Origin of the sequence: Ensifer sp. (assembly GCF_035999185.1) — a bacterium.
Classification (GTDB): Bacteria; Pseudomonadota; Alphaproteobacteria; order Rhizobiales; family Rhizobiaceae; genus Ensifer.
Map to the genome: position 1 here is coordinate 1 of NZ_DASYHB010000027.1, position 21,885 is coordinate 21,885.

Annotated in this window: 15 protein-coding genes; 3 read left to right on the forward strand and 12 right to left on the reverse strand. The window is 60.8% G+C overall.

Annotation, left to right across the window (positions count from 1 at the left end; all coding sequences use genetic code 11):
• Positions 1 to 93: 93 nt before the first annotated feature.
• Together argS and VGO04_RS02690 are read right to left on the reverse strand one after the other, a co-directional pair.
• On the reverse strand, positions 94 to 1,854 hold the full coding sequence (gene argS / locus VGO04_RS02685) for an arginine--tRNA ligase (RefSeq protein WP_327494419.1): 1,761 nt from the start codon (positions 1,852 to 1,854) through the stop codon (positions 94 to 96).
• Between the two features lie 96 nt (positions 1,855 to 1,950).
• Positions 1,951 to 3,168, reverse strand: coding sequence for a deoxyguanosinetriphosphate triphosphohydrolase (locus VGO04_RS02690; RefSeq protein WP_327494420.1), 1,218 nt, complete (start codon positions 3,166 to 3,168; stop codon positions 1,951 to 1,953).
• Between the two features lie 212 nt (positions 3,169 to 3,380).
• Here VGO04_RS02690 and erpA point away from each other — a divergent pair, with 212 nt between their 5' ends.
• Positions 3,381 to 3,713: an iron-sulfur cluster insertion protein ErpA gene (erpA, locus tag VGO04_RS02695; protein ID WP_327494421.1), complete on the forward strand. Its 333-nt coding sequence runs from the start codon at positions 3,381 to 3,383 to the stop codon at positions 3,711 to 3,713.
• A 56-nt stretch (positions 3,714 to 3,769) separates the two neighbouring features.
• Here erpA and VGO04_RS02700 read toward each other — a convergent pair whose 3' ends face one another.
• On the reverse strand, positions 3,770 to 5,233 hold the full coding sequence (locus VGO04_RS02700) for a phospholipase D-like domain-containing protein (RefSeq protein WP_327494422.1): 1,464 nt from the start codon (positions 5,231 to 5,233) through the stop codon (positions 3,770 to 3,772).
• 207 nt (positions 5,234 to 5,440) lie between these two features.
• On the opposite strand from VGO04_RS02700, the gene xth reads away from it, so the two are divergent.
• Positions 5,441 to 6,232 carry an exodeoxyribonuclease III gene (gene xth / locus VGO04_RS02705; RefSeq protein WP_327494423.1) on the forward strand — a complete coding sequence of 264 codons (792 nt, stop codon included), beginning with the start codon at positions 5,441 to 5,443 and terminating at the stop codon, positions 6,230 to 6,232.
• Positions 6,233 to 6,390: 158 nt separating this feature from the next.
• Here the strand turns inward: xth and exoR are convergent, their stop codons facing one another.
• The 9 genes from exoR to VGO04_RS02750 all read right to left on the reverse strand — a co-directional run bounded on the left by exoR (position 6,391) and on the right by VGO04_RS02750 (position 20,138).
• Positions 6,391 to 7,197, reverse strand: a complete 807-nt coding sequence (exoR, locus tag VGO04_RS02710) for an exopolysaccharide production regulator ExoR (protein WP_327494424.1) — start codon at positions 7,195 to 7,197, stop codon at positions 6,391 to 6,393.
• A 474-nt stretch (positions 7,198 to 7,671) separates the two neighbouring features.
• A complete protein-coding gene (locus tag VGO04_RS02715) occupies positions 7,672 to 8,931 on the reverse strand; it encodes an OmpP1/FadL family transporter (RefSeq protein WP_327494425.1) in 1,260 nt (419 codons plus the stop codon).
• 497 nt (positions 8,932 to 9,428) lie between these two features.
• Positions 9,429 to 12,269, reverse strand: coding sequence for a valine--tRNA ligase (locus VGO04_RS02720; protein ID WP_327494426.1), 2,841 nt, complete (start codon positions 12,267 to 12,269; stop codon positions 9,429 to 9,431).
• A 121-nt stretch (positions 12,270 to 12,390) separates the two neighbouring features.
• Positions 12,391 to 13,197, reverse strand: coding sequence for a PopZ family protein (locus tag VGO04_RS02725; RefSeq protein ID WP_327494427.1), 807 nt, complete (start codon positions 13,195 to 13,197; stop codon positions 12,391 to 12,393).
• Positions 13,198 to 13,404: 207 nt separating this feature from the next.
• Positions 13,405 to 14,772, reverse strand: coding sequence for a TolC family outer membrane protein (locus VGO04_RS02730; protein WP_327494428.1), 1,368 nt, complete (start codon positions 14,770 to 14,772; stop codon positions 13,405 to 13,407).
• Between the two features lie 288 nt (positions 14,773 to 15,060).
• Complete coding sequence (locus VGO04_RS02735) at positions 15,061 to 15,726, reverse strand: protein-L-isoaspartate O-methyltransferase (RefSeq protein WP_327494429.1); 666 nt, start codon at positions 15,724 to 15,726, stop codon at positions 15,061 to 15,063.
• A gap of 216 nt (positions 15,727 to 15,942) precedes the next feature.
• Positions 15,943 to 16,368 carry a TonB system transport protein ExbD gene (gene exbD / locus VGO04_RS02740; protein WP_327494430.1) on the reverse strand — a complete coding sequence of 142 codons (426 nt, stop codon included), beginning with the start codon at positions 16,366 to 16,368 and terminating at the stop codon, positions 15,943 to 15,945.
• A 3-nt stretch (positions 16,369 to 16,371) separates the two neighbouring features.
• Complete coding sequence (exbB, locus tag VGO04_RS02745; RefSeq protein WP_327494431.1) at positions 16,372 to 17,475, reverse strand: tonB-system energizer ExbB; 1,104 nt, start codon at positions 17,473 to 17,475, stop codon at positions 16,372 to 16,374.
• 188 nt (positions 17,476 to 17,663) lie between these two features.
• Positions 17,664 to 20,138, reverse strand: a complete 2,475-nt coding sequence (locus VGO04_RS02750) for a ComEC/Rec2 family competence protein (RefSeq protein ID WP_327494432.1) — start codon at positions 20,136 to 20,138, stop codon at positions 17,664 to 17,666.
• 316 nt (positions 20,139 to 20,454) lie between these two features.
• Here VGO04_RS02750 and gltA point away from each other — a divergent pair, with 316 nt between their 5' ends.
• The gene (gene gltA, locus VGO04_RS02755) at positions 20,455 to 21,744 is read left to right on the forward strand and encodes a citrate synthase (RefSeq protein ID WP_327494433.1); all 1,290 of its coding nucleotides are present in this window, start codon (positions 20,455 to 20,457) and stop codon (positions 21,742 to 21,744) included.
• The last annotated feature ends 141 nt before the right edge of the window (positions 21,745 to 21,885 follow it).

The following is a 21,885-nucleotide window of genomic DNA, read 5'->3' on the forward strand; positions in this document are numbered from 1 at the left end:
CCCGCTTCGTGCGAATTGTTTGTCTGCCATGCTCTCCACTCACAATTGCCTGTAACGCTGTGCCAGTGCATTGTGGGAAAATGGTGACAGTACTTATCGCATTTCCTCCGGTGCGGAGGTGCCTGTAATAGACAGGCCGGAATTCAATACCGAAGCGACAGCATGCACCAGCCCGAGTCTGGCAGTACTTAATTCTCTATTTTTATCGTTAACAAAACGTAATTCCGGATTCTCTTTACCTTTGTTCCAATGACCGTGGAAGGCAGCGGCAAGATCATACAGGTAAAACGCGATGCGATGCGGCTCCTGAGCCAGTGCTGCAGCCTCAACCACCCGCGGATATTCTGCGAGCTTGGCAATCAGCTGGAGTTCGGCCGGATCGACGATCTGGCCGTTGATGGCACCGGCGAGGTCGAGTGATTCGATATCAAGGCCTGGGAAGGCCTCGGCCGCCTGGCGGAACACCGAACGGCAGCGCGCATGGGCGTACTGCACATAGAAGACCGGATTGTCCTTGGACTGTTCCGTTACTTTAGCAAAGTCGAAGTCGAGCGGTTCCGAGTTCTTCCGGTAGATCATCATGAACCGTACCGGATCGCGACCGACCTCATCGACGACATCGCGCAGCGTAACGAAGTCGCCGGAGCGCTTCGACATCTTCACCGGCTCGCCATCGCGGAACAGCTTGACCAACTGGCACAGGAGCACCGTAAGCTTCGACGAACCGCCGGAAACGGCCCGCGCCAATGCCTCGAGCCGCTTGACGTAACCGCCGTGGTCGGCACCGAGCACATAGATCATCTCGTCGAAGCCACGATCGAACTTGTCCTTGAAGTAAGCGACGTCGGCGGCGAAATAGGTGTAGCTGCCGTCCGACTTGATCAGTGGCCGATCGATATCGTCACCAACCTCCGTCGAGCGGAACAGCGTCTGTTCGCGGTCTTCCCAGTCCTCGGGCAGCTGTCCCTTCGGCGGCGGCAGCGTGCCCTTGTAGACATGGCCCTTGAAGGTCAGGTCATTGATCGCGGTACGGATGGCAGCAGCGCCGTTTGCGTGCAGCGTGCGCTCGGAGAAGAAGACGTCGTGATTGACGTTCAGCGCCGCCAGATCCTCGCGGATCATCACCATCATCGCGTCGATCGTCCGGTCCTTGACGAGCGGCATCCACTTGTCCTCGGGCATCAGCCGGAGGCTCGTGCCAAACTCGTCGGCGAGAGCCTCGCCGACCGGCACCAGATAGTCGCCCGGGTAGAGGCCCGGCGGGATCTCGCCGATCTCCTCGCCGAGCGCCTGGCGATACCGCAGGAACGCCGAGCGGGCGAGAACGTCGATCTGCGAGCCCGCGTCGTTGATGTAGTATTCCTTCGTCACCTCATAGCCGGCGAAGGCAAGCAGGTTCGCAAGCGCGTCACCAACGACAGCGCCACGGCAATGGCCGACATGCATCGGGCCGGTCGGGTTGGCCGAGACGTATTCGACGTTGACCCTGCGGCCGCCGCCGAGGGTGCTGCGGCCGTAATCGAGGCCGGCACGGGCCATCGCGGTCAACAGCTTCTGCCAATAGGAAACCGAAAGGCGAACGTTGATGAAGCCCGGACCCGCAACGGAAACCTCGACGACTTCCGGATCCTGCTTGAGCTTTTCGACGATGAGTTCGGCAAGCGCGCGCGGGTTCATGCCCAGCGGCTTTGCGAGCACCATGGCGGCATTGGTCGCGACATCACCATGGCTCGGATCGCGCGGCGGCTCGACATTGACGCGTCCGAAATCAAGCTCGGATCGCTTTTCTCGAACGCTTTCAAGCGTTTCGAGAATGTCCTTAATTCTTGATTCGAAGTCCGTGAAGAGATTCATCTGATCCGTCCGCTTTTCCCGGCCACGTGTGACCGGTGCAAAACTCAAAAAGGAGGCTCGGTTCGGCTGAACCGCAAGCCTCCAGGCGGGGCGTCCCTACCGCAAATCCGGCGTGTGGTCAAACAAACGCCTGTGCACGCTGATCGCAAATGTGTCGGTCATGCCGGCAAGGTAGTCGCCGACATGACGCGCGCGTGCGGGCTCCGCCATGCCAGCGATCTGGTCGATCCAATAGTGCTCGCGCATCAAAGTCGGGTCGTCCATGAATGCCTGGTAAAGATCGCAGACGATCGACGCGGCGTTCTCCCTCACGCGCATCACGTCTGGATGGCGATAGATCCTGGTCATCAGCAGACGCTTGATCTGCTTGTCCGTCTCGCCCATTGCGTCCGAGAAGGTTGCCATCACGGTGCCTGCCTGGCGCACGTCGGCAGCACTCTGTGGCCGGATCGCCGCGATCCGCTGCTGGGCAACCCCGATGACGTCCTCGACCATTGCCGTAATCTGCCGGCGCATGATCTCGTGCGTGAAGCGGTTGGGTTCAAGTCCAGGGTAGCGATCGTGAACCTCGCGCATCAGCGCAGCCAGGAACGGCACATCCTCCAGCATCTCGAACGTCAGATAGCCGGCCCTCAAGCCATCATCGATGTCATGCGTGTTGTAGGCGATATCGTCGGCGATGGCGGCGACCTGCGCTTCGAGGCTGGCAAAGCTCGCCAGTTCCAGATCGTGAAGAGCGCAATAGTCGAGGATCGGCTGCGGCACCGGTCCGTGCGTACCCTGCCCCTCGGCCGTCAGGAGAGGCCCATTGTGCTTGACCAGGCCCTCCAGGCTCTCCCAGGTCAGATTAAGCCCGTCGAACTCGGCGTAGCGACGTTCGAGCTTGGTAACGATGCGAAGCGACTGCGCATTGTGGTCGAAGCCGCCATAGGGCTTCAGCATGTCGTGGAGCGCGTCCTCGCCCGTATGGCCGAAGGGCGTGTGGCCGAAATCGTGCACGAGCGCGACACCTTCGGCGAGATCTTCGTCGAGCTTGAGTGCGCGCGCCAGCGCGCGGGCAATCTGCGCCACCTCGATCGTATGTGTCAGGCGGGTGCGGTAGTGATCGCCATCGGCGGCAATGAAAACCTGGGTCTTGTGCTTAAGCCGCCGAAACGCGGTCGTGTGAACGATACGATCGCGGTCACGCTGAAAATCCGAGCGTGTCGCGCTCGTCGCTTCGGGATAGAGCCGACCGCGCGTCGCCCAGGGGTTCGACGCGAACGGCGCATGTTCGCCATAACCAAAGCCCAGCGCTTTTTTGTCGAAAGTCATCTTCCACCTACTCGTCGTCCCATTGACGGGACATTCAGGCCTTCATACCTATAGTGAAAGCCACGGAAACGCGTCATGCAAGCATCGACCGATTCCGCAAGCGGAAGCAACAACTTGGCCAGCGGTCTTCAGGGAACCCCCGAAAGCGGCTTTGTCGTTGCGACAGCACAAGACAATTTCTCTCCGGATCTTGACCCCGGCAGGAGGCAATGATGACACAAGAAACCGTGACCCTCTCGGATGCAGCCGCAAAGCGGATTGCCACGATCCTGCGCTCCGACGGCCACAACAATGCGATGCGCGTTTCCGTCGAGGGCGGCGGCTGCTCGGGTTTCTCCTACAAGTTCGACCTGGTCGACAGCACCAACGAGGACGACCTGGTGCTGCAGAAGGACGATGCGAAGGTGCTGATCGACAGCCTGTCCCTCGTCTACATGGGCGGCTCGGAGATCGACTTTATCGACAATCTGCTCGGCCAGTCGTTTCAGATCAAGAATCCGAATGCGGTCGCAAGCTGCGGATGCGGAACGAGCTTTTCCATCTGACGGCAAGAACGCCTTTGCTTTCGCCGCTCCAACTGCGCTTGCTCTTCTAACCGCTGTTAGAGATAGGGTGATCCCAACCATAGAATGCGGTTCGCCAGGCGGTCGGCAAATGACTTCTTGCGCAATCTTTCGAGTGTGACCGGTTCGGCCTCAGCAAGCACGTCGGATATCGTCGCGTTGATCGACTGGGCGAAACGGTCGTCGAGAACCTCGAGGTCGAACTCGAAGTTGAGGCGCAGCGAACGGGGATCGAGATTGGTGGATCCGACATAGGACCACCGCTCATCAACCGTCAAAAGCTTGGAATGGTTGAAGGCGCCCTTCGCGCGCCAGACGCGGCAATGCCCCTTCAGCACCTGATCGAACTGTGCTGTCATCGCACGGTCGACCAAAAGAAGATTGTTGACCGCGGGCACGATGATATCGACCTCCACCCCTCGGCGTGCGGCGGTGACGAGAGCGCTGATCAGCTCGCGGTCCGGCAGGAAATATGGCGACATCAGTCGGATGTTTTTCCGCGCGACTGAAAAGGCCCCCATCAGCATCTTGTGATTGGTCTCGTTGGTGGCGTCGGGACCGGACGGAACGGCACGCATCAACACGGGCGGTTCACCGGCCTGCAAAGGCGCCTCTTCGATCCTCCACGCCTCACCTGCCAGAAGTTCTCCGCTCGAGAATTGCCAGTCTTCGGCGGCAACCTGGAAAATATCGGCCACGATCGGCCCAACCATTCGAAAATGCGTGTCTTGTGCCGGCATCTGTCCTGCGATCTCGCTGGTGAAGCCCGCGCGGATGTTCATGCCGCCGGCAAAGGCAAGCGCGCCATCAATGACGAGAATCTTGCGGTGCGTGCGCAGATTGGCGTAGGGCAGCCGCAACCCCATGATGATGTTGCCGTTGAAGACGGCCGTGGGGACGCCGGCGTCCTCCAGATGACCGACGATGCTTGGCACCGAATAGCGCGCACCGACCGCGTCGATGAGCACGCGCACCTCGACGCCGCGGGCAACCGCCGCGATCAGCGCATCGGCAAAGCGCATGCCAATGACATCGCGATCGAAGATGTAGCTCTCGAGCAGGATCGAGCGTTGCGCCGCCGCTATCGCTTCCAGCATGGCGGCGTAAGCCATGTCGCCCCCGGAAAGGACCGAGATCCCGTTTTCCGTGCACATGCGATGCCGAGAGACGCGATCTCCCAGTATTTTCATCGCCGCGAACCGCTCGCCGAAACGCCCAGCGATATCCGTGTCAGACACATCAAAGCGGCCGAACTGATCGGGGCCCTGCCCGCGCAGCAGCGCACGCTGCGACCCGATCGAAGAGCGCCGGATGCGATTGATTCCGGCAACGGCGTAGATCAGCGCCCCAACGATCGGCGACAGCAGGACGACGCCGACCCAGCCGGCGGCCGCGCGAACATCGTCCTTTGTCATCGCGGCGTGAATGGCCGCGGGGATGCCGAGCGCGAACGACAGGAGCGCCAGGATATGCGGCCAATAATTTTGCACGAGATCGATCATGGGCGGGACTATAGCCCGCCGCAGGGCGGAATCAATTCAACGCAATGCACCCTATACCGTATCGACCGGACGATCCTGACGCGCACCGCCTTTGCCTGCCGCTCAACGTCCCCAAACCCCGCAGGTAGCGGATTTGTCAAAAGAATCCAGAGCGGCTAGAAAAGATCCCATGCAAGGACTCACCGATATGGAAGGGCTTTTCGAGCCATGAAGATTGCCACCTGGAACATCAATGGCGTCAAGGCGCGCATAGACGACCTGCTGGCTTGGCTGAAGGAATCCAGCCCGGACATCGTCTGCCTCCAGGAGATCAAATCGGTGGATGAAGGCTTTCCGCGCCTCGAGATCGAAGCGCTTGGCTATCACGTCGAGACGCACGGCCAGAAGGGCTTCAACGGCGTCGCGCTACTGTCGAAGTTGCGCCCGGACGAAGTCAATCGCGGCCTGCCCGGAGACAACACGGACGAGCAGTCGCGGTTCATCGAAGGGGTCTTCTCGGTCGAAGGCGGCGTCATCCGCGTCTGCTCGCTCTACCTGCCGAACGGAAACCCTGTCGACAGCGAGAAATACCCCTACAAGCTCGCCTGGATGCGCCGGCTGGCGGCCTACGCCGAGCAGCGTCTGCTGCTGGAAGAACCATTCATTCTTGCCGGCGACTACAATGTGATCCCTGAAGAACACGACTGCTGGGACATCAAGGTCTGGCAAAACGACGCCCTCTTCCTGCCGGAAACGCGCGCTGCCTTCCGCCGTCTGCGCAATCTCGGCTTCACCGAAGCGGTGCGCGCCACAACGGACGCCGTGCCGCTCTATACATTCTGGGATTATCAGGCTGGCTGCTGGCCCAAGAATTTCGGTATCCGCATCGACCATTTGATGCTGTCGCCGGAGGCGGCCGACCGGCTGGTATCGACCTCGATCGACAAGCATGTCCGCGCCTGGGAAAAGCCGTCGGATCACGTGCCCGTCATCGGGACGTTTGCGTTCGCAACGGCCTGAGACTTCCCTGCATGTGTCCTTTGATCGTCACTGATCAAAGGACAGGGACCTTTGCGCCTCTGGCAGGATGCGCCGTGCTGTACGCCGGACGCATTCAGTTGGATTGTCGGGAGATCCCCCTGCGCCGATCGCGGCTCAGGGATAAAGGAGCGACGCGCTTAGTCGTCGTCACCTTGCATGTGCAGGTTCTGCGACAACGAGATCGCCGTGCGCCGGTCGTCCTCGGTCGCAATGGAAAACGCCTGCTCCTGCATCGACTGCAGCCAGGGCCGATCCTTCGGCGAACACTGGTCGAGGGCTGCGGTCATATAGGCAAGACCGCGGACGGTCTGGCCCTCCTGGAAGATAACGTTGCCAAAGACACCCATGGCGCCGGCGTGCCCGCTCTTGCGCGCCCGGTTCAGCCACTTCTTGGCCTGCTGCACGTTGACACTACCGCCTTCGCCCGACAGCAGCATGCGCGCAAGCTGGAACTGCGCCTCGGCGACCCCGAAGGTCGATGCCGCCTGGAAATAGAGTTGCCGCGCCTGGCTCATATCAGACTTGATCGGGCTGTCGGGAATGCCACGGCGATAGTAGCCGGCAAGCGAAATTAGCGCGTTGACAAAATAGCCGGTATCCTCGGAGCCCGGCTCCACACCCTGCTGGGCGATCTCGCTATAGATCTTGAATGCTTCGAGGTCATTTTCGGCAACACCGTCGCCATAGGCGTACATGTTAGCCAGAGCCCAACGGGAGCCGGTATGGCCTTTTTCGGCGGCGTACTTGTAAGCTTCGACGGCCTCGTCCTTGCGACCGTTCTTGTAGGCGGAAAAGCCGAACTTGAAGAGCGCGAACGGACCGGATTCCTTGGTGACACCCGCCCCGGGATCAAAAGCATATACCGGCATGGCGAGGGTCCCGCAGACCGCCAGCGACACGCCGAGTATCGCAACCTTCAATGACTTCAGTTCACCCGCAAGCATCACAGTCTAATTCTTCCGTTCCAGCCGGCCACGCCGAACTCATCACCGCTGCAAACACACACGCCCGGACGGCCCACCGCCGTCCAAAACTTCACCAACTCCACCGACAATGTCGGCGCAATCATTACGCAATGTAACTTCGATACGACCTCCGACACGTTCATTTCAGCTGGCCACTTGCACAACGGCACCAGGGGTCACATCTGACATGACGATCGACAGTCCAAGCTTCATTTCGTACCAAACACCGCAGAATTAGAATTCACGCTGCAGGTCTGTCCCTACTATCGCTGCTCCCTGTTTGTGGCGGGAAATGGACATAGCCGGGACGAGTCTGATCCTAGCAAACTCTAGCATTAAAAGTGTTGCTGAATCGTCACATTGCGGGACAGTGCGGGCGCTTGGTTAAGCAGCTCCACATCAAAAGAAAGGCCCGGTCGAAACCGGGCCTTGAGCAGTCGGAAAGATGTAGGATCAGAACTTGACCTTGATCGAGGTCGAGAGCGCGCCGACGAAGTCATCATCGAAATCATAGGACGCACGGTTACCGTAAGGGCGACCATCCTTGAAGACCGTTCCGGAATGGCCGCCGGTCATCAGGCCGACCGCGCCGGCCACACGCCACTCGATGTTCTCTGTGGCTGCGTAAGAAACGCCAGCGCCCAGAGTCCAGGTGTCCGTCTGCGAGCCAAGGCCGGTGCTCGTGCCGCGGTCCCAGGTCAAGCTCGCCGCACCGCTCCACTTTTCATTGAACTTGTGTCCAACGCCGCCGGAGACTGTCCAACCATCACGATAAAGGAGGTCGAGCGTCGTTGCTTCGACTGGGCTTCCTGCCTTGCACGACGCAAGGCCGCGGGTCGAAGTGGGGCAGAACGGCAAGATCTGAAGCTGGCTCCAATCCGTCCACTTGACCGAACCGAACACCACCCACCCCGGAGCGACGCCAGTCTGAACCTTAAGCTCCAGAGAATCCGGCATGTCGGCAGTGCCATAAACGTCGGTAACTCTGCCGGACAACGGGCTGCCACCAAGCCCGAGCGGGAGCTGACGCAAGTCAAGCGTTCCGGTCACGTCACCAAGGTCAACCGCACTGTTGTAAACGAGGCTCGCCCGCACCGCGTATTCGGGAATTTCGTAGCCGACACCAGCACGCCAGCCCCATCCGTTGCCTTCCAGATCCAGCCGGCCAATGCCCGACAATCCCAAGACGCTAGGCAGTTCCTGAACAAGCCGCTCCTTGAAGCCGCTCACTTCCTGGTAGAAGACACCGCCGATAACGCGAAATTGTCCCGCCCCCATATCCCACTTGTAGGAGCAGGTTGCCGCATAGTTGTCGCTATCGATCTTCGTTTCGGTGTTATCGTTGGCGCCGGCCCAATTCCGACCTGGATTGGTATGTGCGCCCCAAGGCTGAGAGTAGTCAGCCATACAGTCAACATTGCTGCCAATCGCAGCCTTCACACCGATACGCGGCACCCAATAGCTTTCCGTGTCGCCAATACCGGAGTTCGGGCGATTGTTCAGGTTACCACCCCCCGCGGCGTCCTGCACATTGTTGAGTTCGCGCTGCGGATTGACGTAGGTCGCCGATGCTTCTGCGGCATAGTCCGACGGGTCAAACAGCAGGTCGATGTTGTAACCGCCGCGCTCAAGACCGCCAGCGTGGGCGGCAGACGCAAACAGCAAACCAGCCGCCACTGCCAGGACGCCCCGCTTAAAATTCATGTGAGCCATCCAGCTCCTCCCCCTGCACTGCAAACTGCGACATTCCACCTCATGTCGCCTGTGTAGGGAGTATTCTCACGAACGCGTGAAATCGCAAACGCCGGATCCTGGCGCTCACCGAACGATTCCGTCACAGAATTTACGTAAGATTCTCATGATTTAGACACAGTCGCGGTTTTTCGGAATTATTTTCCTAACCCATCCGGGCTATTCGCCTCACATCGGAATGATTTTCCAAAGTATCGGAAAGCTGTGTCGCCGGGACAACAATATCGGTTTTTGCGATAAATCGACGAAAAGCTCCGTTGAATCTCCGCGGGACCACCACAGGCGATTCAGGGGCCGCTTTTGACGCTCGCCTCGACGAATCGATGCGGCGCTCAAGGCCGGAATTCTATCCGATACTCCTAAAACACAAAATCCGCGACGTTTCCGCCGCGGATCAAGATTTGAAAAACCAGCGCGCATGGCGACGTTCACCCGCCAGACACACCGAATGGCTGCGCTCAGCCGGCTTCCGCCACCCGCGTCAACGCGACACCAAGCGAATCCTTCTGAAGGTCGAGCTCCACGAGGCGCTCGCGCTCCGCCTCGACCAGTTCCGGCTTCGCGTTGGCAACGAATTTTTCGTTGGCGAGCTTGCCGAGAATGCGGTCCCGCTCAGCGTCCACCTTGGAGATCGCCTTTTCCAGGCGCGCCTTTTCGGCGGACAGGTCGATCAGGTTTCCGAGCGGCAGGCAAGCCGTTGCTTCGCCAACAACGATCTGCGCGCTACCGCGCGGCGCGACAACCGCATGATCGATATGCTCGACGCGCGCCAACCGACCAATCGCCTGAGCGTGCTGCTGCAGGCGCTCACGCGTCAGCGGGTTGGCGCCGACGACGATCAACGGCGCAGTCGCTGCCGGGGGTACGTTCATCTCGGAACGAACGGAACGGATGCCAGAAACGAGATCGATCAGCCAGTTGATCTCGTCTGCTGCCGTGTCGTCCGCATAGGACGGCGCCGGCCATTCCGCGTGGCAGAGCAGCGACGGACGCTCCTGTCCCTCGCCCGAAGTCTGTGCCCAGAGTTCTTCCGTCATGAACGGCATGAACGGATGCAGCAGCTTGTAGATCTCGTCGAGCACATAAGCGACGCAAGCCTGTGACTCGCGCTTGGCCGCTTCGTCTTCGCCACCGAAGACCGGCTTCAAGAGCTCAAGATACCAGTCGCAGAACTGGTTCCAGACAAAGCGGTAAAGGCTTCCGGCCGCATCGTTGAAGCGGTAGGCCTCAAGCGCTTCGGTAACGTCGCGGATGGTGCGCGAAAGCTCCGTCAGGATCCAGCGGTTGATCGTCAACGACGCGGCTTCCGGGATGAAGCCATCGCTGCTGCCGACGCCGTTCATCTGGGCAAATCGCGTCGCGTTCCAAAGCTTGGTGCCGAAGTTGCGGTAACCTGCGATGCGAGCCGGGTCGAGCTTCACATCGCGACCCTGGGCCGCCATGATCGCCAGTGTGAAGCGCAGGGCGTCGGCGCCGTATTCGTCGATCAGTTCGAGCGGATCGATAACGTTGCCCTTCGACTTCGACATCTTCTGACCGTTCTTGTCACGAACGAGCGCGTGGACATAGACCGTGTGGAACGGCTCGACAGGCGTGCCGTCGGCATCCTTCATGAAGTGCAGGCCCATCATCATCATGCGGGCGACCCAGAAGAAGATGATGTCGAAACCGGTCACCAGCACGTCTGTCTGGTAGTAGCGCTCCAGTTCCGGCGTCTCGTTCGGCCAGCCGAGCGTCGAGAACGGCCACAGAGCGGACGAGAACCAGGTGTCGAGCACGTCCTCGTCGCGGGTCAGGATTTCGCCCGGCTTGAAGTTCTCAAGCAGGTCCTCGACATAGGCCTTCATCGGACCTTCATGGGCGAGATAATGCTGGATCGCGGCGTGCAGCGCCTCTTCTTCAGTCTTTTCGACGAAGACCTGGCCGTCCGGGCCGTACCAGGCCGGGATCTGATGGCCCCACCACAGTTGGCGGGAGACGCACCACGGCTGGATGTTCTCCATCCACTCGTAATAGGTCTTTTCCCAGTTCTTCGGAACGAAGTTGGTTCGTCCTTCCTTGACGGCGGCGATCGCGGGCTTCGCCAGCGTCTTGGCGTCGACGTACCATTGTTCCGTCAGGCGCGGCTCGATCGGCACGCCGCCGCGGTCGCCATGCGGAACCATGTGCTTGTGCGGCTCGATCTTGTCGAGCAGGCCCGCCTCTTCGAAGATGCGAACGATGATCTTGCGCGCTTCGAAGCGATCCTTGCCTTCGAGCTCGTCCCAGGCACCGTGCAAGGCGGCCGGATCGGCAAGCCCTTCAAGGAAATCCTCGTTGTCCTTGATGGTGATGCGCCCTTCGATCGTCATGATGTTGATCGCGCGCAGGCCTGCACGCTTGCCGACGTCGAAGTCGTTGAAGTCGTGCGCAGGCGTGAGTTTCACTGCGCCCGTGCCAGCGGTCGGGTCCGCATAGTCGTCGGCGACGACCGGAATCCGGCGGCCGACGATCGGCAGGATGACATGCTTGCCAACCAACGGCTTGTAGCGCTCGTCTTCCGGATTGACGGCAATACCGCTGTCTCCGAGCATGGTTTCGGGGCGCGTGGTCGCAACGACGAGATAGTCGCGCTTCTCCCACTCTGTCGCCTTGCCTTCTTCATCGAACGCAACGGGATGATCGTAGGTGACGCCCGGCTCGAGCGGATAGCGCAGATACCAGAGATTGCCATTGATCTCGTGCTGTTCGACCTCAAGGTCGGAGATCGCGGTCAAGAGCTTCGGGTCCCAGTTGACCAGGCGCTTGTCCTTGTAGATCAGACCTTCCTTGTAGAGCGAGACGAAGACCTCCAGCACGGCTTCCGACAGACCATCGTCCATGGTGAAGCGTTCGCGCGACCAGTCGCAGGAGGCGCCAAGCCGCTTCAACTGGTTGAAGATCAGGCCGCCGGATTCGGCCTTCCATTCCCAGACCTTCTCGATGAACGCCTCGCGCCCCATCTGGCGGCGATGCTGCTGCTGTTCCATCAGCTTGCGCTCGACGACCATCTGGGTGGCGATGCCGGCATGGTCCATGCCCGGCTGCCACAGGACGTCCTTGCCGCGCATGCGCTCGAAGCGAACCAGCACGTCCTGAAGCGTGTTGTTGAGCGCATGGCCCATGTGCAACGAACCGGTCACGTTCGGCGGCGGGATCACGATGCAGAAGCTATCGGCGCCGGGCTTGGCACCCGCCCCTGCACGAAACGCGTTTTCTTCGTCCCACTTCTTGGCGATACGCGGGTCGACGGATGCGGAATCGTAGGTCTTATCAAGCATTTTGGAGCCAATTTAGGAGATTGATGTCTGCGTCTTGTAAACCGGAACGGCCGGTGCAAGTCAACATGAACGCAAAAAGCCGCGACGGTCGCGCGGCTTCTTTGATTACGGTTTCGAAATCTTAGCGGCGCGGACCGCGGGCGACGCGCTCGATTTCTTCGCGAACGAGCCGCTCGACAAGCGTCGGCAGATTGTCGTCCAGCCATTCCTGCAGCATCGGCCGGAGCATGTCCTCGGCAATTTCATCGAAGGAACGACGAGCGCCCTGATCCATCGCATGGGCGAGATCGCCGAAAGACTGCGCGACCTTACGGCCAACTTCGGGCGAAACGATCGCGGACAGCGACCTGTCGGTGAGCGGCGCGTCCACGACGGCAGGCGCTACAGGATGAGCCGCCTCCGCGACATGATGGGTCTCCGGTACCGGCGACACTGCCGCAGCCACCAGGTCCTCCATCACCTCCGGGGCGACGGCCGGCTCAGGCGCTGGCGCCTTCGGCGCGGAAACCGCAGCCATACGTGCGGTTATGACCGGGCTGTCCTGGACAGAAATCGTCTCCGTCACAGGCTGCGTCTCGCGCGCTGCAAAACCTGTTGCATGGCGCTCGGAGGCTGCGCGAACGCGCGCCGCAACGTCGGCAAGCGAAAGCGGCGGCTGCGCCGCCGGCTCGGGCTGGACGACGGCGACTTCGATGGCTGGCACTGTCGGCAGCGGCCTTTGCACTTCATTTCGCTCCTCGCGCCTAGCGAAGGCGATCGTTTCGATCTCACTGTCGATGGTCAGCTCGATTTCGTCGGCCGCCTCGTCCTCGAAATGCTGCTCGGGCGAAACACCGGCCTGACCGGGCTCGTTACTCTCAATGATCTTGCGAATGGATGCCAGGATTTCATCCATCGAAGGTTCGCGCGCGACATTGAGCTGTGCCATTTCCATCCTCGTTCGACGCGGCTGACATGTGTGCCAAAAACGGACATGTGCCGGTTATCGACAAACCTTAAGTGAGTTCGCGGCCGAAACATACGCCGCGAATCAACGCTTAAGATTCTTGCACAGATTTGTTTTCAGGGGAAAAAATAGAAACGCCCCGGGGAAACCGGGGCGTTGTCAAAAATGCTTTGGAGCCGAAAGGACGCCTCAGCGGCCGTCGACGGTCCGCAGGCCGATCCACTTGTCCTTGACGGCCTCATAATGCTCCTCGGAGCGATACTCGGCGACTTGCAGGCCCTGATCCTTGACCGTCAGCCGCGCCGAGGCGGCAAGCAGCGAGTAACTGGCGACAACAGCGTCACGCTGGGCAAGCGCCAGCAGTTCCTGTGCCTGAAGCACGTCCTGCTGCGAATCAAGAACGTCGAGGGTGGTGCGCTGACCGACCTTGCGCTCTTCGATGACGCCGTCCAGGGCCAGCTTGGCGGCCGAAATCTGCGCCTTGTTGGCGGAGATACGCGCGATCGCCGCCTCGAGCTGAGCATAGGCCGAAACGATGGTCTGCTGCACCGAAGCGCGAGCGGAGTCGACGAGAATGCGCTGCTGGCCGAGACGTTCCTTGGCCTGACGGATCTGGCCGTACTCGGCGCCGCCCTGGTAGATCGGAACTTCGAGGCGTGCCGTGATGCTCGATGCATTGCTGTCGAACTGGCTAGCATTGCCGGTGGTGCGGCCAACCTGGCCCTGCAGCGTCACACCGGGAAGCATCGTGCCCTCGGCCGACTTGACCTGATAACCGGCCGAATCAACGGAGTACTGTGCCGACAGAATGATCGGGCTTTCCCGCAGACCAGTCGCAACGGCCTGATCGAGCGTGCGCGGCAGGCTCTTGGAAGCCGGCGAAGCCTGCTTGATGCCCCTCGGCACATCGCCGACGATCTGCACATAGGTGGCTTCGCTCTGCTTCAGCTGCGCGACGGCAACGATCAACTGCGACTGGGCGTTGGCGAGCGACGCTTCAGCGAGGCTCACGTCCGTACGCGTGCCTTCACCGACGTCGAGACGCGCCTTGGCCGCATTCACCTGCTCCTGGAGGAAGGCGATGTTCTGCTTGCGGATCGATACGAGCTGCTGGTCGCGCGCGATATTGGAATAGATGGTCGCGGCCGAAAGGAGAATCGAAATCTCGTTGGCGCGCAGCGATTCGCGCGTCGCAAACACGTTCGATTCAGCGGCGCGAACATTGTTCAGCGTCTGAAAGCCGTCAAACACCATCTGGTTTACGGTGATGCCGACCTGTCCCTGATGGAGGTCTTCGCTCAGGGTTTTTTCTCTGTCGATGGTCGAAAGCGTCCCGGACGCGAATGCCGCGACCTGGGGGCGAAAGCCGGACTTGGCGATCGGCACGCTCTCATCGGTTGCCCTGAGGCCGGCCCGCGCCGCGTTCAGGTCCGGGTTGTTTGCGTAGGCTTTGGCCATTGCGCCGAAGATCGTCTCGGCCAGCGCTACCTGCGGGGCAAGCAGCAGACTTGTCGAAACGGCGGCCAGGAGGGCCGCTTTGCGGACAATCGACACCATTACTTCTCTCTCCGATCGGGGCGGCAAAGCCTGCCCTCTATTTCCGCAGTGCTGTTCTTCAGCGAAGAACGGCACCGCCTAGACACGGCGATGAAAGCGCTCACACCGCCCACTGGTGAGCAAATCACTACCACTGCACTCTTTGAAACCCGGAATCAGGATTCCGACAACTGGGCAACCCTAGTCTGCGCAGCCATTTCAAAAAGAAACAAGTACCCCGTTGCGAATTGGCAACATTGTTATTTTTGCAGCACAATCAAATGTTGAGTTCCCTCAATAAGAGGAACCTCAGAAGACAAATTCCTGCTCACGCCGGAAGCCGGGAAGCGGCTTTACCGCGGTATTGAAATCAGGCCGCTCGGACGTCTTTCCGTGTTCGTGCACATAGAGTTTAGCGCGAGAAGCGTTGCCAAATCCTTCAACGACGACAAGACGACCACCATCGCGCAATTGCTCGAACAGGCCGGTCGGCAACACCTCGACAGAACCGTGAACGAAGATGACGTCATAGGGCGCCTCGGCCGCATAACCCTTCTCGAGTTCGCCGGTCACGACAGCGATGTTGTCATAGCCGAGTCGCGCCAGTGTTTCGGTCGCGGTGGCTGCAAGCCCCTGGTCGCTTTCAAGCGCGACAACCGAACCGGCGACCTGCGACAGCAGCGCCGACGCGTAGCCGGTACCGCAACCTATTTCCAACACCACGTCGGACTTGGCAATCTCGGCAAGCTGGAGGAGCTTGGCAAGCGGAGACGGTTCCATCACGAAACGCGGCACGCCGCCGTTGACAACGTCGAGCGCGATATCGGTATCGATGTAGGCGAGCTCTCTCATCTTTGTCGGCACGAATTCTTCGCGCGGCACGGTGAGGAATGCGGACAGGATCGAATGGGACGTGACATCCGTCGTCCGGATCTGGTTGTCCACCATCTTGGTGCGCGCTGCTTCGAAATTCATGGTAGTGCCCTCATGTCCGGCTGGGCGTGGTGCCCGCTTCATGGGCAAGCACGCACGATCGTCTCTTGGCCCTCATCCGAAAGCCTTTGACGTAAGCTCATAAATCGGCGTCCCGCCGGTTTCAAGCGACAGCGGCAAATTGCGCCGGAAAAACGGGAGGGAATTGCGTTGCGGGTAAAACAGCCCGCGCGGACGTCGCGGGGCCTTACAGCCGCATTAGCGGCCTGGCGCGCCTTCAAGCCCGACGAGAGCGATTTTGGTGTAGCCGGTATTCTGAATGAGGTTCATCACCGTCATCAGCTCACCATAGTCCACAGCCTTGTCGGCCCTGAGCAGGACACGGGTTTCGGTGTTGCCGTCGGTCAGACGTTTCAACTCGTCGGCAAAACGCTCCCGCGCGGTTTCCTCATTGCCGATCGCAAGCGCAAGATCGGCCTTCAACGTTACGAAGACCGGCTTGTCATCGCGCGGCGTGGGCTTGGCTGCCGATTGCGGCAGGTCCACCTTCATGTCCACGGTGGCAAGCGGCGCCGCCACCATGAAGATGATCAAGAGCACGAGCATCACGTCAATAAAGGGCGTGACGTTGATCTCGCTGTTTTCGTCGAGATCGCCGCCGCTGTCGCTTACTTTTCCGGCCATGGCTCACCCGATCCTTGCGATGGTGGTCTCGGCATGTGCGAAGCCATCCTGCCGGCGGGGCTGGGCCTTGCGGACCAGACGATGGTCAAGGTCGCGGCTCACGAGCCGTTCGACCGCGGCTGCCGCGTCGGCAAGAACCACCTTGTAGCCACCGACGGCGCGGGCGAAGTAGTTGTAGATCACCACAGCGGGGATTGCCGCCACAAGGCCGATCGCCGTTGCCAGGAGCGCCTCGGCAATACCCGGTGCGACGATCGCGAGATTGGTCGTCTGCGCCTTGCTGATGCCGATAAAGGAATTCATGATCCCCCAAACCGTGCCGAAAAGGCCGACGAACGGGCCGACCGAACCGATCGAAGCAAGAATGCCGGTGCCACTCGTCATGCGCTTGCCGGCGCGGACCTCGATGCGGGTCAGAAGCGACGACACACGCTCCTTCAGGCCACCGGAAGGCGCGTGGTCGATAACCGCCTCCGAGCGCGACATCTCGTCGACCGCCGCTGCAACCATTTCAGACGCCGGCCCCTTCCTTCCATCAAAGGCCGCCTTGACATCGGCCAGACCGTTGGCGGCAGAAAGCAGGCGGACCGCACGCGTGAGGCGCGCTTTGGCGCCCATGAGCTCCAGCACCTTGACCAGGAAGATTGCCCAGGTGGCGACGGAGGCGAGCGCAAGGCCAACCATCACGCTCTTCACCACCAGATCGGCGGCCATGAACATGCCGACCGGCGATAGATCGTGCGGCAGAACAGGGTTCGTCGCGCCTTCTTCCGCCGCCGGCGCACTTTCTACGCCCGCAGGAACGCTTTGAGCCGTCGCAGGCGCGTTTTCAATTGAAACTGGAGCACCTTCGCCAGAAGCGGACTGCGGAGCCGGCTGCACCCGCGCGGTTGGCTCGCTTGCGACAACAGCACCGGCCGCGCCTTGATCCTGCACAACTGGCGTCGACGGCGATGTCTCGCTTACTTGCGCGCTGGTGGCCGCGGGCTCCGCCGTTGTCCCCGCACTCGTCGTCTGAGCGAACGCTACCGTCGGCGAGGTTGCCGAAGACAGGACCAACATCGCACCTGCCAGCAAATTGATCGTCGATCGGGCTCGTCTCGGCATCTCGTTCCTCACGTACTGGTCCGTTTCGTCATGTCAGGGCGAAGGGGTTGCGATCGTCTTCCGCCACTTGCCTCGCGCGCTTTTCGGCTGTTTACGCAAAGGGAAACGGAATGACAAGGATTTGTGGAGTTTATCAATCAAGAATAATTTCGCAACCATCCATTGCCGGCGCGAGGGGACGGCGCAGTTCAGAAAGCCGGCGGATCAGCGATGAACGTGCCGCTGCGCCAATCATAGGCGCGATGGCGTTCCCATGGGCGGGCGAGCGTGGTGAAGGCGGGACGGACGTGCATGGCGGGCGGACTTTGCCCCTCACTCGCTAGCGCCCGAACTTCGATTGCGCCGGTGCGGCGAAGTGTCTGTGCATCCATGATGCGGGCGCGGTTGGTCGGGCACAAACCGACGTCGACCCGAGTGGGTATCACGACCAGGTCCGCCTGGTCGCACAGAACCGGAAAGAGACGAGGGTTCTCCAGCGCGATGATGGTCCAGCCCAAGCTCGTGCGGGTCGCGCACCACTGCTTTTCCCGACAGACGAAAATACCCACGGCATTTGCCTCGATCGCCATCGAAAGCTCGGTGCGGATGGCGGCCGTCTTCTCCCGATCGATCGGCGCTGTGCTCTTCTTGTTCGTTTCAGTAGCCGGATAAAGGTCGGGTGAAGCGGAAGCAAGCGTGACGGACGGCAGGTGTTTTTCTACCGCAAGAGCGCGCTGCCATTGCGAAAACACGAAATCGGAGGGTCGCGAGCGGTTTGTCGCGATTGCTTCGTCCGTCACCACACCGATGAGCCGGCCGTCCTCGGCTATCACCACGTCCGGCGGGCGACCGTCCCCGAACGCCAGGCTGACAAGCCCGACCGCCGCCAGAACGGCTCCCGACAACGCAAGCCAGCTTCGCAACACGCACAGCAAGACGCCGCCGACGGCGATCAGCACGAAGCCGAGATGTCCGATACGGCCGGTGACCACCTCCCCGTCGAGCGACGTCACGAAGCGAGCGACATCGAGCATCCGATCAAGGCCCCAGGCCATCGCTACCAATGGGTAATGCTCGAGCCCGAATGGCATCAGAAGCATGGCGAACAGGCCGAACGGCATGATCACAATGCTGATCAGAGGCATGGTGAGGATGTTGGCGATCAGGCCATAGGCCGGCAACCTATGAAAATAGGCGATCGAGTAGACCGCCGTCGCCAGGCCGCCAATGAGCGAGGTGACAAACACCCCCGTTGCCACACCGGCAACCAGGCGGCCTTTCGCTGGCTTTCCCGCTGCGGGCGCATCATCCGTTCGCCGGTCGCGCCAGCGCGCATAGCCGGAGACGAGCGCCAAGGTCGCGGCAAATGACATCTGGAATCCTGGTCCCGCCGCCGCCGACGGCGTCACGACGACAATGACGAGCGCGGCAACCGCGACATTGCGCAGGCTGATCGACATGCGGTCGAAAAACACCGCCACGAGCATGATGGAGATCATGATCCAGGCGCGCAACGCGGACACGGCGCCGCCGGAAATGAGAATGTAGAGGCAGACCATCAGCAACGCACCGCCCGCAGCGATCTTCTTGATCGACAGACGATGCGCGAGACCCGGGACCATGCTGAGCACCGTGCGCGCGCCAATGAGAAAGGTGCCGGCCGCCAGCGCCATGTTGAGGCCGGAGATCGCCAACACATGCGCAAGCCCGGCCTGCCGCAGCACCTCCACCGTTTCGCGGCTGATCGCCCGCTCTTCTGCGGTCACCAGCGCAGCCGCGAGTGCTCCGGTGTCGCCGCCGATTGCGGCGCGGATCCTCTCGCCGACAGTCTCGCGCATGGTGGCAACCATGGCTGAGATCTGTGAGGACAAGGACGCGGCCGCGTCGCGAGTTTCGATCTCAGCGGCTTCGTACCGCTCGGGCGCGCCATAGAAGAACCCGACGGCGCCAATGCCTTTGAAGTAACTGTCGAAAGCGAAATCGTTGAGCCCGGGCAACGCCGGGCCTGACGGCGGAGACAGCCGCGCCCTGCCCTCGATCACCGCGCCGACCGGGAACGGATCGCCGGCACCCCGCGTCACCAGCGTGACCTTCAACGGTTGTCGGCGCAGCTGCGGCCTGCTGGTTTGCTCGATCTCAACTTTATAGCGCCATCGGCCACGATCATCCTGCTCACGGGACAGCACCTTTCCGCGCACATTGGTCGTCACCGGTGCATCAAGGACGATCGTGTCGACGCGCGCCGTTTCCATCGCCATCAGCAGCATGCCTGCCGCAAGCAGCGCTGCCGCGATCAACGGTGGCTTCAGGAGAGCGAGCCTTCCCTTGCACGCGACGGCTGCCATTCCAAAAATGCACAGCAGCAGTGCAAGTTTGGCAATTCCGGGGTCAAATGGCAGGGTGAGCCATGTGAGGACGCCGAAGGTCAAGAGCACCGGCACCAGCACAAAACCATGCCCGAACGCGCGTTCCTCCTCGACCGCCGCCCGCAGAGATCCGGCGATCGCTGCCGGCCGCAACCGGCCCAACCAACCGAGCCCAGCCCGCCTCAACCGTGCGGCGAACACGCGGCGCGGCGCACTTGCGGGCAAGGCGTTCGCCGCATCGGCAGCAACGACGCCTGCCGACGCGAAGCTGCCACGCTCCGCGCGATGAGACGCCTGCCCCATTTCCGTATCGTTCATTGTGCCTGCACTTTTGCCCAGGAAGTATGCGCGTGATCATGCAACCAACGCCGCGCAACCGCAACCGGAACGGTATCTGCCGAAAAAAGCGGCAATCCTATATAGAATGGTACCGCATCATCCTCGGACGAGATGATTGATCTGCTTGGACTTATTGCCGTAACATGCCATTGTTGCGTCGCCGTATGCACATTTTCGCATCGCACAATTTGCCTTTCGTACAGCTTGGCAGTCGAAAATAAATCATATAGCAAATTCGCAACGTTCATTTTCGTGGCATGTCTCTGTGCCACGGTGCCATAAGACGGAGGGTCCGATGACTGATAAAACCGCGGTTGTAACACTCGATGGAAAGTCGGCGGATCTTCCAGTGCGATCGGGGTCGATCGGCCCTGACGTTGTCGATATCGGCTCGCTCTACAAGCAGACGAAAATGTTCACCTACGACCCGGGCTTCACGTCCACGGCGTCGTGCGAATCCAAGATCACCTATATCGACGGCGACGAAGGCGTGCTGCTCCACCGCGGCTACCCGATCGAACAGCTGGCCGAGCACGGCGACTTCCTGGAAGTCTGCTACCTGCTGCTCTACGGCGAACTGCCGACCAAGGCACAGAAGGCCGACTTCGACTATCGCGTTACGCACCACACCATGGTGCATGAGCAGATGTCGCGCTTCTTCACCGGCTTCCGCCGCGACGCGCACCCGATGGCCGTCATGTGCGGTTGCGTCGGCGCGCTCTCTGCCTTCTATCACGACTCGACCGACATCACCGATCCGCACCAGCGCATGGTCGCTTCGCTGCGCATGATCGCCAAGATGCCGACGATCGCCGCCATGGCCTACAAGTACCACATCGGCCAGCCCTTCGTTTACCCGAAGAACGACCTCGACTACGCGTCCAACTTCCTGCGCATGTGCTTTGCCGTTCCGTGCGAAGACTATGTCGTCAACCCGGTGCTCTCGCGCGCCATGGACCGCATCTTCATCCTGCACGCCGACCACGAGCAGAACGCGTCAACCTCGACGGTTCGCCTTGCCGGCTCGTCGGGTGCGAACCCGTTCGCCTGCATCGCGGCCGGCATTGCCTGCCTCTGGGGCCCGGCCCACGGCGGCGCCAATGAAGCAGCGCTCAACATGCTTGCCGAAATCGGCACGGCTGACCGTATCCCCGAGTTCATTGCCCGCGCCAAGGACAAGAACGATCCGTTCCGCCTGATGGGCTTCGGTCACCGGGTTTACAAGAACTACGACCCGCGCGCCAAGATCATGCAGAAGACCACGCATGAAGTGCTCGCAGAGCTCGGCCACAAGGACGACCCGCTGCTCGAAGTCGCCATGGAACTCGAGCGCATCGCGCTCACGGATGAGTACTTCATCGAAAAGAAGCTCTATCCGAACATCGACTTCTACTCGGGCATTACGCTGAAGGCGCTGGGCTTCCCCACCACCATGTTCACCGTTCTCTTCGCGCTCGCCCGCACCGTCGGCTGGATCGCACAGTGGAACGAGATGATCGAGGATCCGGAACAGCGCATCGGCCGTCCGCGCCAGCTCTATGTCGGCGCTCCGCAGCGCGACTACGTGCCGGTCTCCAAGCGCTAATCGAGATCAACCCGAATCAGAAAGCCCGGTCAGAAATGACCGGGCTTTTTCGTTTGGCCGGACCAATAGCGACAGCCCACCGCGCAGGTGATTGAGTTCGTGCCCGACAAATACATGCGGAAAATCATAGTGCCACAGCGA